Raw genomic sequence first — 12,712 nt, forward strand, 5'->3', positions numbered from 1 at the left:
CCGCGCGCATTCATGCGGCGCGTGGCGGCGCCTCGTTCACTCACTCGAAACGGAAGTCGAAGCCGACCACGCCGGGGCCGGGTTCGCGCACGTCGAACGCCAGCTCCGCGCTCTGCCCGGGCGCGAGCAGGCCGGGCGCACGCGAACTGCCGAGATACTCCGCCGGCGCGAAGCGGCGTGCGCCGAGCACGCGGCCGTCGGCATCGGTCAGCGCCAGCCGCAGCGTCGGCCACGGCTGCGCCCAGCGCGCGTCGTTGCGCACGCTGGCCTGCACCCGCAGCACGCCGGGACGGTCCGGCAGCGCGATCACGTCGCGGCTGAGCAGGCGGATCGCCGCCGGTTCCCGCCACGCCGGCAGCCGGCACGGCAGCGCCGCGCAGGCGCGTTCGAGCAGCGGCCGCCAGCGCGGATCGGCCGCCAGCGCGTCCCAGCGCGCCAGCAGCAGCTGCGCGGCGAGCAGCAGGGCCAGCGCGCCCAGCGTCAGCCATTCCCAGCGCGCCGGGCGCGGGCGGGCGGACGGGCGCAGGAACTCGGGGGCGGGCGCGCTGCTCATGCGCGGCGGCGGCCGTCGATGCGCAGCCAGTCGTCCGCGCGCTCGATCCGCAGATCGGTGAACCACGGTGCGTAGCGCGCCAGCAACGCGTCCTCCTGCCCGGCGAGGATGCCGGACATCGCCAGCCGGCCGCCCGGCGCGGTGCGCGCGGCGAGGGTCTCGGCGAGCGCGTCCAGCGCACTGGCGAGGATGTTGGCGACCACCACCGGATAGGCCGCGCGCGGGGCCTGCTCCGGCAGGAACGTCGCGATCGCAAGGCCGTTGCGCGCGGCGTTGTCCGCGGTGGCGGTCAGCGCCTGCGGATCGTTGTCGATCGCATCGGCGCCGGCGGCCCCGAGCTTGCACGCGGCCACGGCGAGGATGCCGCTGCCGCAGCCGAAATCGAGCAGGGTCCTGCCCTGCAGTTCGCCGGCTTGCGCCAGCGCATCCAGCCAGCGCAGGCACAGCGCGGTGGTCGGGTGGGTGCCGGAGCCGAAGGCCAGGCCGGGATCGAGGCGCACGATCGCCGCCTCGGGCCCGGCTGCGTCCGGCACGGCCTGGTCGCTGGGGACGACCCACAGCCGGGTGCCGAAGCGCATCGGGCGGAAGCTGTCCAGCCATGCGCGCTCCCACGGCTGGTCGGCGATCCGTGCGAAGCCTGCCTGCGACCAGTCCAGCGCGGGGTCGAACGCCTCCAGCGCGGCCAGCAGGGCGAGCGCGTCGGTCTCCTCCGGGAACAGCGCGGAGAGGGTGATCGCCTCCCACAGCGGCGCTTCGCCGACCCCCGGCTCGAAGATCGCCTGCTCGTCGGGGGCGTCCAGGTGCGCGTCCTGCAGGGTCACGGCCAGTGCACCCAGATCCTCCAGCGCGCGTTCATAGCGCGGTTGGCTGGCGCGGGTGCAGGGCAGGGTGAGCTGCAGATGGGGCATGGGCGTACCGGCGCGGAAGCGCGCCATTCTCGCAGGTTCCGCCCGCGCCGTCCGTGGTTCGACGGGCGCACCGCGAACGGGCGGCCGCATCGACGCCTACATGCGGGAGAACCCCGCCGGTGGTTCGACGGGCGCAGCGCGAACCGTGCACACACGGCGCGCGCAAGACAAGACGGACTCGCGAGGGTGCCCGCGGGCGCCGCGCACGTGCGCGCGGCTGTCCGCTCAGCCGCCGAGGATGCCCTTGAGCAGGCCCTTCATCGACGGCTTCTTCTGCTGCGGGGAGGGGGCCTCGCCGTCGTCCTCGGGCATGCCCATGCCGCCGAAATCCATCCCGACCATGGCCATGGTGCTGGAGCGGGTGCGCAGGCGCACGCTCCATTCCGGGTTCCACGGCTGGCGCGGGTCGGCCGGTTTGGGCGGGTAGGTGATCCAGCGCTCCGGGCCGTAGGCGGTCATGGTCAGCATGCCGGGCATGCCGGCTTCGCGTCCCTGCACCTGCGAGCCGCCGGCGAAGATCCCGCGCGGGATCGCGCAGCTGGTCGTGGCGGCCGGCAGCAGAACCTTCTGCTTGAGCCATTTGTCGAGCTGGCCGGGGCCGAGGTAGGTGTGCAGCTCGCTGCCGGCGCCCGGCACCTCGGCGCTGCTCCACACGGTGAGGGTGTAGCGGTTCTCGCCCTGCATCTGCATGTGCATGCCGGAGATGAAATAGGCCTGGGCCTGGGCCAGGCCCGGCCAGCTCAGCGCGATCGACTCGCTCGGCTCGCCCTGGCTGCGCAGCGCCAGCTTGGGCATGAAGTCCGAGGCCGCCTCGACCTGGAACTGCATCGAGGCCGGGATGCCCTCGCCGGTGATGCGGTGCTCGCCGGCCAGGCTGGCGCCGGCCGGCACCGGCTTGCCGGTCTTGGGGTTGGGCCAGTAGACATAGCCCGGTTGGACGTCGATGTCGCGGTCCGGCACGTACAGGCCCTTGGACACGCTGCCGGTGGCCTGCACGTCGATGCCCATGCCCTGGGGGCCGCGGCGCGGGTCGAAGGTGCCGCCCTTGACCTTGATCGTGCTCACCTTCGGCTGCCCCGGGCGCACGTTGGGGCCGCAACCCCAGTACTCGCGGATGGTCAGCTCCATGTCCGGCACCTGGGCCTGCCCGGGCACCGGTCGCTCCGGCGTCGGCGTGGCGCTGCCGGGCGTGATCGGCAGCAGCACCAGCGCCTTGCCCAGGCGCAGGCCGGGCGGGATCTGGTCCTGCGCCTCGACCCCGGGGCGCAGGCGGTTGTGCAGGGCCACGTCGAGGTACTGCCCGCCCAGCCCGCCGCTGCCGCGGGTGGTCGGATACACCGGGGTGGTCGCCTCCGCGCCGCCCATGCGCCGCGCGAGGAAGCCGCCCAGCCCGCCGAGCATGCCGCCCATGTCCGGCATCCCGGCCATGCTCTGGGTGGCCGCGTCGATGTAGAGATTGACCGGCGGCGGCTTGGCCGCCTGCTGGCTGGCGGCGGGCAGGGCGAGGGCGGCGCAGGCGAGCGCGGGCAGGGCGAAGCGGGGGCGCATGGCATCCGGTTCCGGTGGTGGCGACACCCCGGTAAGCGGAAAACGCCGCGGCGACCGGCCACGCCCGCGGCGCGCGCCTCAGCACAGGCCGATCGCGGCCTCGCGGCGCTCGGCCAGCTTCTTCTCCAGGTAATGGATGTTGCGCCCGCCCTCGGCGAACCCGGCGTCGGCCAGGATCCGCTGCTGCAGCGGGACGTTGGTCTTGATCCCGTCCACCACCAGTTCCGACAGCGCCACCCGCATGCGCGCGATCGCCTGCTCGCGGTCGGCGCCGTGCACGATCAGCTTGCCGATCATGGAGTCGTAGTTCGGCGGCACCCGGTAGCCCTCGTACACGTGCGAATCCACCCGCACGCCGGGCCCGCCGGGGGCGTGGAAATGGGTCACCAGCCCCGGGCAGGGCAGGAAGCTGTCCGGGTCCTCGGCGTTGATCCGGCACTCGATCGCGTGCCCGCGCAGGACCACGTCCTCCTGCCGGATCGACAGCGGCAGCCCGGCGGCGATCCGCAGTTGCTCGCGCACCAGGTCGATGCCGGTGACCATCTCGGTGACCGGATGCTCGACCTGGATGCGGGTGTTCATCTCGATGAAGTAGAAGCGCCCGTCCTGGTACAGGAACTCGAAGGTGCCGGCGCCGCGGTAGCCGATGCGCAGGCAGGCCTCCACGCACACCTGGCCGATCTGCGCGCGCAGCTCCGGGGTGATCCCCGGCGCGGGGGCCTCCTCGACCACCTTCTGGTGGCGGCGCTGCATCGAGCAGTCGCGCTCGCCGAGGTGGATGGCATGGCCCTGGCCGTCGGCGAGCACCTGGATCTCCACGTGACGCGGGTTCTCCAGGTATTTCTCCATGTACACCTGGTCGTTGCCGAACGCGGCCTTGGCCTCCGCCTTGGTGGTGGCGATCGCGTTGGCCAGCGCGGCCTCCGCGTGCACCACGCGCATCCCGCGCCCGCCGCCGCCGCCGGCGGCCTTGATGATCACCGGGTAGCCGATCTCGTGCGCGATGCGCGCGTTGACCGCGGGGTCGTCGCCGAGCGGGCCGCCGCTGCCGGGCACGCACGGCACCCCGGCGGCCTTCATCGCGCGGATCGCCTCGACCTTGTCGCCCATCAGGCGGATGGTCTCCGCGCGCGGGCCGATGAACACGAAGCCGGACTGCTCCACCCGCTCGGCGAAGTCGGCGTTCTCCGACAGGAAGCCGTAGCCGGGGTGGATGGCCTGGGCGTCGGTGACCTCGGCCGCGGCGATGATCGCCGGCATGTTGAGGTAGCTGTCCTTGGACGCGGCCGGGCCGATGCAGACCGACTCGTCGGCCATGGCCACGTGCTTGAGGTTGCGGTCCACGGTGGAATGCACGGCCACGGTGCGGATGCCGAGCGCATGGCAGGCGCGCAGGATGCGCAGGGCGATCTCGCCGCGGTTGGCGATGACGACTTTCTCGAGCATGGGCGTTGCCTTGGGGTCCTGTGCAGCGGGCCCGCCGGGCGGCGGGCGGGCGCCGGCGCGCGCGGCGCCGGCCTCAGGCGATCACGAACAGCGGCTGGTCGAACTCGACCGGCTGCCCGCTCTCGCACAGCACCGCGCGCACGGTGCCGGACACGTCGGCCTCGATCGGGTTGAACATCTTCATCGCCTCGATGATGCCGAGGGTGTCGCCGGCCTTGACCTGCTGGCCGACGCTGACGAACGCGGGCTTGTCCGGCGCCGGGCTGGCATAGAAGGTGCCGACCATCGGCGCGCGCACCACGTGCCCGTCCGGCAGGTCGTGGCCGTGCGGCTTGTGGCTGCCGCCGGTGGCCGATTCGGTCGGCGACTGCATCGGCATCGGCGCCGGGGCTGCTGCCGGTACGGGGACGGGGGCCGGCGCTGCTACCGCCGGCGCCGCGGCGACCACGGTCGCGCCGGCCGGGACCCGCGCCAGGCGCACCGATTCCTCGCCCTCGCGGATCTCGATCTCGGCCAGGTTGGATTCTTCCAGCAGGTCGATCAGCTTCTTGATCTTGCGCAGGTCCATTCGGGGCTCCTCGGGGTCAGCCCGGCAGCCGCTGCAGCGCGGCGTCCAGGGCGTAGCGGTAGGAATCGGCGCCGAACCCGCACACCACCCCCAGCGCGCGGTCGCTGAAGTAGCTGTGGTGGCGGAACGGTTCGCGCGCGTGCGGGTTGGACAGGTGGATCTCGATGAACGGGATTGCCACCGCGGCCAGCGCGTCGCGCAGCGCCACCGAGGTGTGGGTGAAGGCGGCCGGGTTGATCAGGATGAACGCGGTGCCGTCGTGGCGCGCGGCCTGCACGCGCTCGACCAGCACGTGCTCGGCATTGGCCTGCAGGCTCTCCAGCACGTGCCCGGCGGCGGCCGCGCGGGCGGCCAGATCGGCGTCGATCTCGGCCAGGGTGGTGCGGCCGTACACCTCCGGCTCGCGGGTGCCGAGCAGATTCAGGTTGGGGCCGTGCAGGACCAGCAATCGCGCCATGGCGCCCTCCGGGAAGGCCGCGCAGTGTCGCCCAGATGCCGGATGCTGTCCAGATCGCCGAACTTTTCCCGGATTACGAAAACTTTAAACGCGCGTTGGAGCGGCGGCTCTAAATCCGGCGGTCACCGTTGCGTCCCCGGCGGTGCCGCCGCGGTCACCCAGGCGCGGATGTCTTCGCCGTCGCGGAACGGTCCGAGGCGCGTGCGCAGCAGGCGGCCGTCCGGGCCGATCAGCACCGAATACGGCAACATGCCGGCCGGATTGCCGAGGATCACCCCGGCATCCGCCGGTCCCGGGGTATCCACCCACTGCGGGTACTCGATCGCATGCGCCTGCACGAAGGCGCGCACCGCGGCCGGCTCGTCCAGCGCGATCCCCGCCACCAGCACGCCGTCATGCCCCTGCGCGCGCGCATAGGCCTGCAGTTCCGGCAGCTCCTTCAGGCACGGCGGGCACCAGGTGGCCCACAGGTTGACCAGCACCGTGCGCCCGGCCCAGGCCGCCGGCAGCGCGGTCGCGCGGCCGTCCAGGGTGGCCAGCCGGAACGCGGGCACCGGGGCACCGACCTGCGCGCGCGGAGTGCCGGCCGGCGCCGGCGGGGCCTGCACCCGGTACAGCGCCTGCAGCACCCGCTGCCCGGTCTCGGTGCCGGCCAGGCGCAGCGCGATCCGCGGTTCGAAGTACAGGCTGGCGGCGGCCCCGGCCAGCGCCGCGAGCAGCGCGACCAGCACCACCTTCGCCCCGGAGCCCATCGCTCAGCGCCCGCCGCGCGCGGCCGCGGCCAGCGCCGCGCGCACCCGCTCCGGGGTCAGGATCACCGGCAGCACCCGGCCCTCGCCGCCGCCGCGCGGGTACACCACGTACAGCGGCACCCCGACCGCGCCGTGGCGCTCGAGGTAGGCGGTGATCGCCGGATCCACGTCGGTGTAGTCGCCGACCATGTACACGGCATCGGCGGCCTCCAGCCAGCGGCCGAAGTCTTCACGTGCGAACACCGCCTTCTCGTTGGCCTTGCAGCTCACGCACCAGTCCGCGGTCATGTTCACGAACACCACCCGGCCCTGGCGGCGCAGGTCGGCCAAGGCCTGCTCCGACCAGGCCACCCGCGGCGGTCCGTCGGGCTGCACGGCCGCGCTGCGCGCCGCCGGCTTCGGCAGCCGGTGCACGCTCGCCAGCGGCCAGGCCAGCGCCAGGGCGGCGACGATCGCCAGCAGCCGCCAGCCGCGCGCGGCGCCGGCCGCGGTGCGGTTCCATGCCCACAGCGCCAGCGCCAGCGCGATCGCGGCCAGCGCGAAGTGCCACACCGCTTCCGCACCGCGCAGCGCGGCCAGCACATACAGCAGCCAAGCCGCGGTCGCATACAGCGGGAACGCCAGCAACTGCCTGAAGTGCTCCATCCACGGCCCCGGCCGCGGCAGGCGCGCGGCCAGCGCCGGCACGAACCCGACCAGCAGGAACGGCAGCGCCAGCCCCAGCCCGAGCGCGAGGAACACCAGCAACCCGCCCAGCCACGGGCCGGTGAAGGCGTAGGCGAGCGCACTGCCCATGAACGGCGCGGTGCAGGGCGTGGCCAGCACCACCGCCAGCACCCCGGTGAAGAAGTCGCCGGCCGGTCCGTCGCGCCGCGTCAGCGCGCCGGCGCGGCCACCGACCGCCAGCCCGAACTGCCACACGCCCGACAGGTTCAGCCCGAACGCGAAGATCACCAGCCCCAGCACCGCCACCACCAGCGGCTGCTGTAGCTGGAAGCCCCAGCCCAGGGCCATGCCGGCGCGGCGCAGGGCCAGCGCCAGCACGCCGAGCGCCGCGAAGCTCAGCAGCACCCCGGCGGTGTAGGCCAGGGCATGCCGGCGCGCGCGCGCGCGGCTTTCGCCGCTCTGCGCCAGCCCCAGGGCCTTCAGGGTCAGCACCGGCAGCACGCACGGCATCAGGTTGAGGATCACCCCGCCGAGCAGGGCCAGCAGCAGCGCCAGCCACAGGCCACCGCGGCCCGCGGCGGGGGCTACCGCGGCAGGCGGCGGCGTGCGCACCTCGCCTGCGGTGGCCGGCGCGGCCGCCGCGGGCATGGCGTCGGAGGGCGGCACCGCGGCGATCGCCGCCGGGGGCGCGTCAGCGGCGGGCGCAACCCGCGCAGGCACGGCCTCGGCGGCGGCGGGCACAGCCGGCGCGGCGGGCAGGTCGACCGCCAGCCGGCGGGTCATCGGCGGGTAGCAGATGCCGCCGTCCTGGCAGCCCTGCAGGCCGAGCACCAGGGTCGCCTGGGCCGCTTCCGGGCTGCGGCGTGCCAGTGGCAGCGGGATCTCGACCTGGTCGAAATACACGGCCACCTCGCCGAAATGCTCGTCGCGGTGGGCGCGCGCGAGCGGCAGCCGGCCCGCGGACGGCAGCGCGACGGTGGACCCGGGCGCACCCTCGAGCCGCACCGACAGCTTGTCGCGGTACAGGTAATAGCCCGGGGCCGGGGTCAGGCGCAGCAGCAGGCTGTGGCCGTCGCGCGCGATCACCTCGCTGGCGAAGGCCTGCTCCGGCGGCAGCGGCAGCGCTTCCGCGGCCGCGCCACCCGCCACCGCGAACAGCCCGCCGGCGCGGCGCGGCGCGAGCCCGAAGCCGTCCTCGCCGGCCGCCGCCGACGGGGCCGGTCCGGCGGCCGGCAGCGCCACCTGCAGGGTGCGCGTCTGCGGCGGATAGCACACGCCGGCATCCGCGCAGCCTTGGTACTTCACGGTCAGCGTCGCGCTGCGCGTGCCCGGCGCCGGGTGGCCCTCCAGCACCGCCACCAGGCGGCGGCGGTAGGTCTGCACGTCGCCGAAGAATTCATCGTGGTGCCGGGCGCCCTCCGGCAGGAGCAGCCGGGTCTGGCCGAAGCCGGGGTCGGCCGTGACCGCGGTGCGGTGGCGGTACAGGTAGTAGCCATCGGCGATCGTCCATTGCACCTCGATCCGGTCCGGGGCGGTGGCGCGTGCGGACAGCACGAACACCTGGTCGACCGGCGGCAGCGCGACGTCGGCGGCGCGCGCGGGCGCGGTGGCCAGCGGCAGGCCGACGGACAGGCCAAGCGTGAGCGCCAGCGCGGCCAGGGCGCGGCGCAGGCGAAGCGGGAATCGGATCATGCGGCAGGGTCCTGCGGCCCGGTCTCGGCGGCCAGCCAGCGCAGGTACGCCGGCAGGCCGGTGCTGGATTCGAACGCCAGCAGTTCCGGGAGTTCATAGGGATGCAGCGCGCGCAGCCGGGTCTCGAGGGCCGGGTAGCGCGCCGGCGTGGTCTTGATCAGCAGCAGCACCTCGGACGCGCGTTCCAGCGCGCCCTGCCAGCGGTACACCGACTGCAGCCCCGGCAGCAGGCTGACGCAGGCGGCCAGACGTTCCTCGAGCAGCGCCTGCGCGATGCGCTCGCCACAGGCGGCGTCCGGGCAGGTGCACAGGCAGAGCAGGGCCGGCGGAATGGCCGGCGTGGGCGGGGTGGGCTGTGGCATGCCCGCCAGCATACCCGGGCGGGTAGCCTGCCGGCCGCCGCGGCCGTCCCGGACGGCGGCGCTGCCTGCCCCTTGAAAGCCCATCGGCCCACCCCATCTTGTGGCAGTCCCCTTCCGGGGATTTGCTTTCCCGGGAATTTGGCAGTCGGGTTGCTCGACTGCTAAGATTTCCGGGTTTTTCCAACCCCATCAACCATTTGCAAGAGGTTGCCATGTCCAACATCAAGCCGCTGCACGACCGCGTGGTCATCAAGCGCATGGAGGAAGAGAAGGTGTCCGCGGGCGGCATCGTGATCCCGGACAGCGCCACCGAGAAGCCGATCAAGGGCGAAGTCGTCGCCGTCGGCCCCGGCAAGGTGCTGGACAACGGCCAGGTGCGCGCGCCGCAGGTCAAGGTCGGCGACAAGGTGCTGTTCGGCAAGTACAGCGGTACCGAGGTCAAGCTGGACGGCGTCGAGTACCTGGTGGTGAAGGAAGACGACCTGTTCGCCGTCCTCGGCTGAGCCGGCCTTCCGCCCCATTCCCCAACTGAACTGAATTCGAGGTAATCGCAATGGCTGCCAAGGACATCCGTTTCGGCGAAGACGCCCGCGTGCGCATGGTGCGCGGCGTCAACGTGCTCGCCAATGCCGTCAAGGCCACCCTCGGCCCGAAGGGCCGCAACGTCGTGCTCGAGAAGAGCTTCGGCGCGCCGACCATCACCAAGGACGGCGTCTCCGTCGCCAAGGAGATCGAGCTGGCCGACAAGTTCGAGAACATGGGCGCGCAGATGGTGAAGGAGGTCGCCTCCAAGACCTCCGACAACGCCGGTGACGGCACCACCACCGCCACCGTGCTGGCGCAGGCGTTCATCCGCGAGGGCATGAAGGCGGTCGCCGCCGGCATGAACCCGATGGACCTCAAGCGCGGCATCGACAAGGCCGTGAGCGCGGCGGTCGAGGAGCTCAAGAAGATCAGCAAGCCGTCCAGCACCTCCAAGGAGATCGCGCAGGTCGGCACCATCTCCGCCAACAGCGACGCCAACATCGGCGAGCTGATCGCGCAGGCGATGGACAAGGTCGGCAAGGAAGGCGTGATCACCGTCGAGGACGGCTCGGGCCTGGAGAACGAACTGGACGTGGTCGAGGGCATGCAGTTCGACCGCGGCTACCTGTCGCCGTACTTCATCAACAACCAGCAGTCGATGCAGTGTGAGCTGGAGGATCCCTACATCCTGCTGCACGACAAGAAGATCTCCAACGTGCGCGAGCTGCTGCCCGTGCTCGAGGGCGTGGCCAAGGCCGGCAAGCCGCTGCTGATCGTGGCCGAGGAGGTCGAAGGCGAGGCGCTGGCAACCCTGGTGGTCAACACCATCCGCGGCATCGTCAAGGTTTGCGCGGTCAAGGCCCCGGGCTTCGGCGACCGCCGCAAGGCGATGCTGGAGGACATGGCCATCCTGACCGGCGGCACCGTGATCTCCGAGGAGGTCGGCCTGCAGCTGGAGAAGGCCACCATCAAGGACCTCGGCCGTGCCAAGAAGGTGCAGGTCAGCAAGGAGAACACCACCATCATCGACGGCGCCGGCGACACCAAGGCGATCGAGGCGCGCATCAAGCAGATCAAGGCGCAGATCGAGGAGACCACCTCCGACTACGACCGCGAGAAGCTGCAGGAGCGCGTGGCCAAGCTGGCCGGCGGCGTGGCCGTCATCAAGGTCGGTGCCGCCACCGAGGTCGAGATGAAGGAGAAGAAGGCGCGCGTCGAGGACGCCCTGCACGCCACCCGCGCCGCGGTCGAGGAAGGCATCGTGCCGGGCGGCGGCGTCGCCCTGATCCGCGCCAAGGCCGCGATCAAGGGCCTGAAGGGCGCCAACGAGGACCAGAACCACGGCATCCAGATCGCCCTGCGCGCGATGGAGGCCCCGCTGCGCGAGATCGTCGCCAACGCCGGCGAGGAGCCGAGCGTGGTGCTGGCGCGCGTCGCCGAGGGCAGCGGTGCGTTCGGCTACAACGCCGCCACCGGCGAGTTCGGCGACATGCTGGAGATGGGCATCCTCGACCCGACCAAGGTGACCCGCACCGCGCTGCAGAACGCGGCCTCGATCGCCGGCCTGATGATCACCACCGAGGCGATGGTGGCCGAGCTGCCGAAGAAGGACGAGAAGACCCCCGCACACGGTGGCGGGATGGGCGACATGGACTTCTGATCCGCGCCCACATTGCGACACCGCAGTACCGGAAGGCCCGCCTCGGCGGGCCTTCCGTTTTTCTGGCGAGCCGTGATAGCGCGGCCCGTCCGGCCTGCGAGTCGCCATGGGGGCGAGCGACTGCGGCACGGCGCGGAAAACGACCGAGTGTTGCCTGCGTATGATGCGCAGATGACGGAATCGCTCGGGAAACATCGCGTGGTCCTGGAGGTTTGCGTGCTGGCCTCGGCGACCCCCGCGGACGCGCCGGTGCTGGCGGCGCTGGAACAGGCGCAGGCCGGTCGCCGCGAGGATGCATTGGCCGGGTACCGGCAGGCGGCGACCGCGCCCCTGACGGGCCCGGCGCAGGCCTGCAATCTGGCCGCACTGGCGCTCGGTCTGGACCTGCCGCAGGAGGCCGAAGCGCACGCCCGCCGTGCCCTGGCGCTGGCCCCGGGGCTGGCGCAGGCCTGGGTCAACCTCGGCGTGGCGCAGTGGCGCAGCGGCCGTCGCCGCGACGCCGCGCAGGCCATGGCGCGCGCCTGCGCGCTGGCGCCGGCGCTGGAGGCGGCCGCGCTCGATCTGGCACGGATGTGGCGCAGCGTGGGGCAGCCGAAGTCCGCATGCACGGTGCTGCAACGTGCCTCGGCGGCGCTGCCGCGCGCGCCGCGCATCCAGCAGATGCTGGCCGAATGCGCGCGCCTGGCCGGCGACGTGGGGTTGGCGCGCACCGCGGCACTGGCAGCGCTCGCGCTGTTGCGCCCGATGCTGCAGCCGACGCCCACCGTGCAGGACATGCCGGCGCCCGCCACGCAGGCGGACGAGGCGGCCGGCATCGAACGCATGCGCGCGGCGATGGCCGCCGCCTGCGACGCGCTGCAATCGGCCGGGATCGGCCACCATCTGGTCGGTGGGGTGGTGCTGGGGATCGTGCGCCAGGGCCGCCCGTTCGCCGGCGACAAGGACGTCGATATCGGGGTGGAGTTCGACGCCGACCGCGCTGCGGTGGCCGCGGCGATGGCGGCCGGTGGCTTCCGCGCGATCGAGGTGCCGGCGGCGGCCGCGGATCCGCGCTGGTGCATGGGCTACGTACACCCGCCGACCGGCATCGGCATCGACCTGTTCTTCAAGCAGCCGGTGGACGGCAAGCTGCGCATTTGCCTGGGCTGGCCGGACGGCCTCTGCTACGAGTTGCCGCTCCATGGCGTTGAGCATGTGGACTGGTGCGGGCGGACATGGCCGGTGCCGGCACCGTTGAAAGACTATCTGGCGGCCGAGTACGGCAGCGATTGGCAACAGCCATGCCGCGAGGTCGCGGGCCATAGCTTCGACAAGCGCTGGTATGACAACACGCTCTCGAGCCCGTCGCTGCATCCCGACTCGGTGCCGTCCGCGGTCAACCTCGGCCTGCTGCGGCTGCTGGCGGCACTGCAGGAGCGGCGCTGGTCGAAGGCGTTGGCCCTGTGCGACCAGTTGCAGGCGCGGCATCCGCTGCCGCAAGTGGCGGCGCTGCGCGCCCAGCTGCTGGCCGCCGGGGTGGAGTGAGGCCGCGGCGGCGCTTCCCTTGCCGCGGCCTACCGCGGATCATCGGGCGTC

The 12,712-nt window shown here is 72.8% G+C and carries 12 protein-coding genes; 3 read left to right on the forward strand and 9 right to left on the reverse strand.

Annotated features, from left to right (window positions below; translation table 11 throughout):
* Nucleotides 1-40: 40 nt before the first annotated feature.
* The 9 genes from ML340_RS01630 to cutA form a co-directional block, all read right to left on the reverse strand.
* Nucleotides 41-553, reverse strand: a complete 513-nt coding sequence (locus ML340_RS01630) for a DUF3426 domain-containing protein (protein WP_240095978.1) — start codon at nucleotides 551-553, stop codon at nucleotides 41-43.
* Nucleotides 550-1,461: a 50S ribosomal protein L11 methyltransferase gene (gene prmA, locus ML340_RS01635; RefSeq protein WP_240095980.1), complete on the reverse strand. Its 912-nt coding sequence runs from the start codon at nucleotides 1,459-1,461 to the stop codon at nucleotides 550-552. Before prmA ends, ML340_RS01630 begins: the two co-directional genes overlap by 4 nt.
* Before the next feature lie 225 nt (nucleotides 1,462-1,686).
* A complete protein-coding gene (locus ML340_RS01640) occupies nucleotides 1,687-3,009 on the reverse strand; it encodes a hypothetical protein (protein WP_240096000.1) in 1,323 nt (440 codons plus the stop codon).
* A gap of 78 nt (nucleotides 3,010-3,087) precedes the next feature.
* The gene (gene accC / locus ML340_RS01645) at nucleotides 3,088-4,455 is read right to left on the reverse strand and encodes an acetyl-CoA carboxylase biotin carboxylase subunit (RefSeq protein WP_240096002.1); all 1,368 of its coding nucleotides are present in this window, start codon (nucleotides 4,453-4,455) and stop codon (nucleotides 3,088-3,090) included.
* Nucleotides 4,456-4,528: 73 nt separating this feature from the next.
* On the reverse strand, nucleotides 4,529-5,023 hold the full coding sequence (gene accB / locus ML340_RS01650) for an acetyl-CoA carboxylase biotin carboxyl carrier protein (RefSeq protein ID WP_240096004.1): 495 nt from the start codon (nucleotides 5,021-5,023) through the stop codon (nucleotides 4,529-4,531).
* 16 nt (nucleotides 5,024-5,039) lie between these two features.
* Nucleotides 5,040-5,480 (reverse strand): type II 3-dehydroquinate dehydratase, encoded by a 441-nt coding sequence (gene aroQ / locus ML340_RS01655; protein WP_240096006.1) that lies wholly within the window; start codon nucleotides 5,478-5,480, stop codon nucleotides 5,040-5,042.
* Nucleotides 5,481-5,602: 122 nt separating this feature from the next.
* Nucleotides 5,603-6,232, reverse strand: a complete 630-nt coding sequence (locus ML340_RS01660) for a TlpA family protein disulfide reductase (protein WP_240096008.1) — start codon at nucleotides 6,230-6,232, stop codon at nucleotides 5,603-5,605.
* Nucleotides 6,233-6,235: 3 nt separating this feature from the next.
* On the reverse strand, nucleotides 6,236-8,590 hold the full coding sequence (locus tag ML340_RS01665; protein WP_240096010.1) for a protein-disulfide reductase DsbD family protein: 2,355 nt from the start codon (nucleotides 8,588-8,590) through the stop codon (nucleotides 6,236-6,238).
* On the reverse strand, nucleotides 8,587-8,952 hold the full coding sequence (gene cutA, locus ML340_RS01670) for a divalent-cation tolerance protein CutA (RefSeq protein WP_240096012.1): 366 nt from the start codon (nucleotides 8,950-8,952) through the stop codon (nucleotides 8,587-8,589). Before cutA ends, ML340_RS01665 begins: the two co-directional genes overlap by 4 nt.
* A 212-nt stretch (nucleotides 8,953-9,164) precedes the next feature.
* On the opposite strand from cutA, the gene groES reads away from it, so the two are divergent.
* From groES to ML340_RS01685, 3 genes are all read left to right on the forward strand, one after another.
* On the forward strand, nucleotides 9,165-9,455 hold the full coding sequence (gene groES / locus ML340_RS01675; protein WP_240096014.1) for a co-chaperone GroES: 291 nt from the start codon (nucleotides 9,165-9,167) through the stop codon (nucleotides 9,453-9,455).
* A 50-nt stretch (nucleotides 9,456-9,505) separates the two neighbouring features.
* Nucleotides 9,506-11,137, forward strand: a complete 1,632-nt coding sequence (gene groL, locus ML340_RS01680) for a chaperonin GroEL (RefSeq protein ID WP_240096016.1) — start codon at nucleotides 9,506-9,508, stop codon at nucleotides 11,135-11,137.
* A 171-nt stretch (nucleotides 11,138-11,308) separates the two neighbouring features.
* Entirely contained in the window at nucleotides 11,309-12,661 is a 1,353-nt protein-coding gene (locus ML340_RS01685) for a hypothetical protein (protein ID WP_240096018.1), read from the forward strand.
* The last annotated feature ends 51 nt before the right edge of the window (nucleotides 12,662-12,712 follow it).

The organism is Thermomonas flagellata (assembly GCF_022419185.1).
GTDB classification, from domain to species: Bacteria; Pseudomonadota; Gammaproteobacteria; order Xanthomonadales; family Xanthomonadaceae; genus Thermomonas; species Thermomonas flagellata.

Coding starts and splice junctions, on each gene's coding strand:
- ML340_RS01685 (WP_240096018.1), top strand. CDS start 11,309: ATGACGGAATCGCTCGGGAAACATCGCGTGGTCCTGGAGGTTTGCGTG.
- ML340_RS01665 (WP_240096010.1), bottom strand. CDS start 8,590: ATGATCCGATTCCCGCTTCGCCTGCGCCGCGCCCTGGCCGCGCTGGCG.
- aroQ (WP_240096006.1), bottom strand. CDS start 5,480: ATGGCGCGATTGCTGGTCCTGCACGGCCCCAACCTGAATCTGCTCGGC.
- accC (WP_240096002.1), bottom strand. CDS start 4,455: ATGCTCGAGAAAGTCGTCATCGCCAACCGCGGCGAGATCGCCCTGCGC.
- accB (WP_240096004.1), bottom strand. CDS start 5,023: ATGGACCTGCGCAAGATCAAGAAGCTGATCGACCTGCTGGAAGAATCC.
- prmA (WP_240095980.1), bottom strand. CDS start 1,461: ATGCCCCATCTGCAGCTCACCCTGCCCTGCACCCGCGCCAGCCAACCG.
- ML340_RS01640 (WP_240096000.1), bottom strand. CDS start 3,009: ATGCGCCCCCGCTTCGCCCTGCCCGCGCTCGCCTGCGCCGCCCTCGCC.
- ML340_RS01660 (WP_240096008.1), bottom strand. CDS start 6,232: ATGGGCTCCGGGGCGAAGGTGGTGCTGGTCGCGCTGCTCGCGGCGCTG.
- cutA (WP_240096012.1), bottom strand. CDS start 8,952: ATGCCACAGCCCACCCCGCCCACGCCGGCCATTCCGCCGGCCCTGCTC.
- ML340_RS01630 (WP_240095978.1), bottom strand. CDS start 553: ATGAGCAGCGCGCCCGCCCCCGAGTTCCTGCGCCCGTCCGCCCGCCCG.
- groL (WP_240096016.1), top strand. CDS start 9,506: ATGGCTGCCAAGGACATCCGTTTCGGCGAAGACGCCCGCGTGCGCATG.
- groES (WP_240096014.1), top strand. CDS start 9,165: ATGTCCAACATCAAGCCGCTGCACGACCGCGTGGTCATCAAGCGCATG.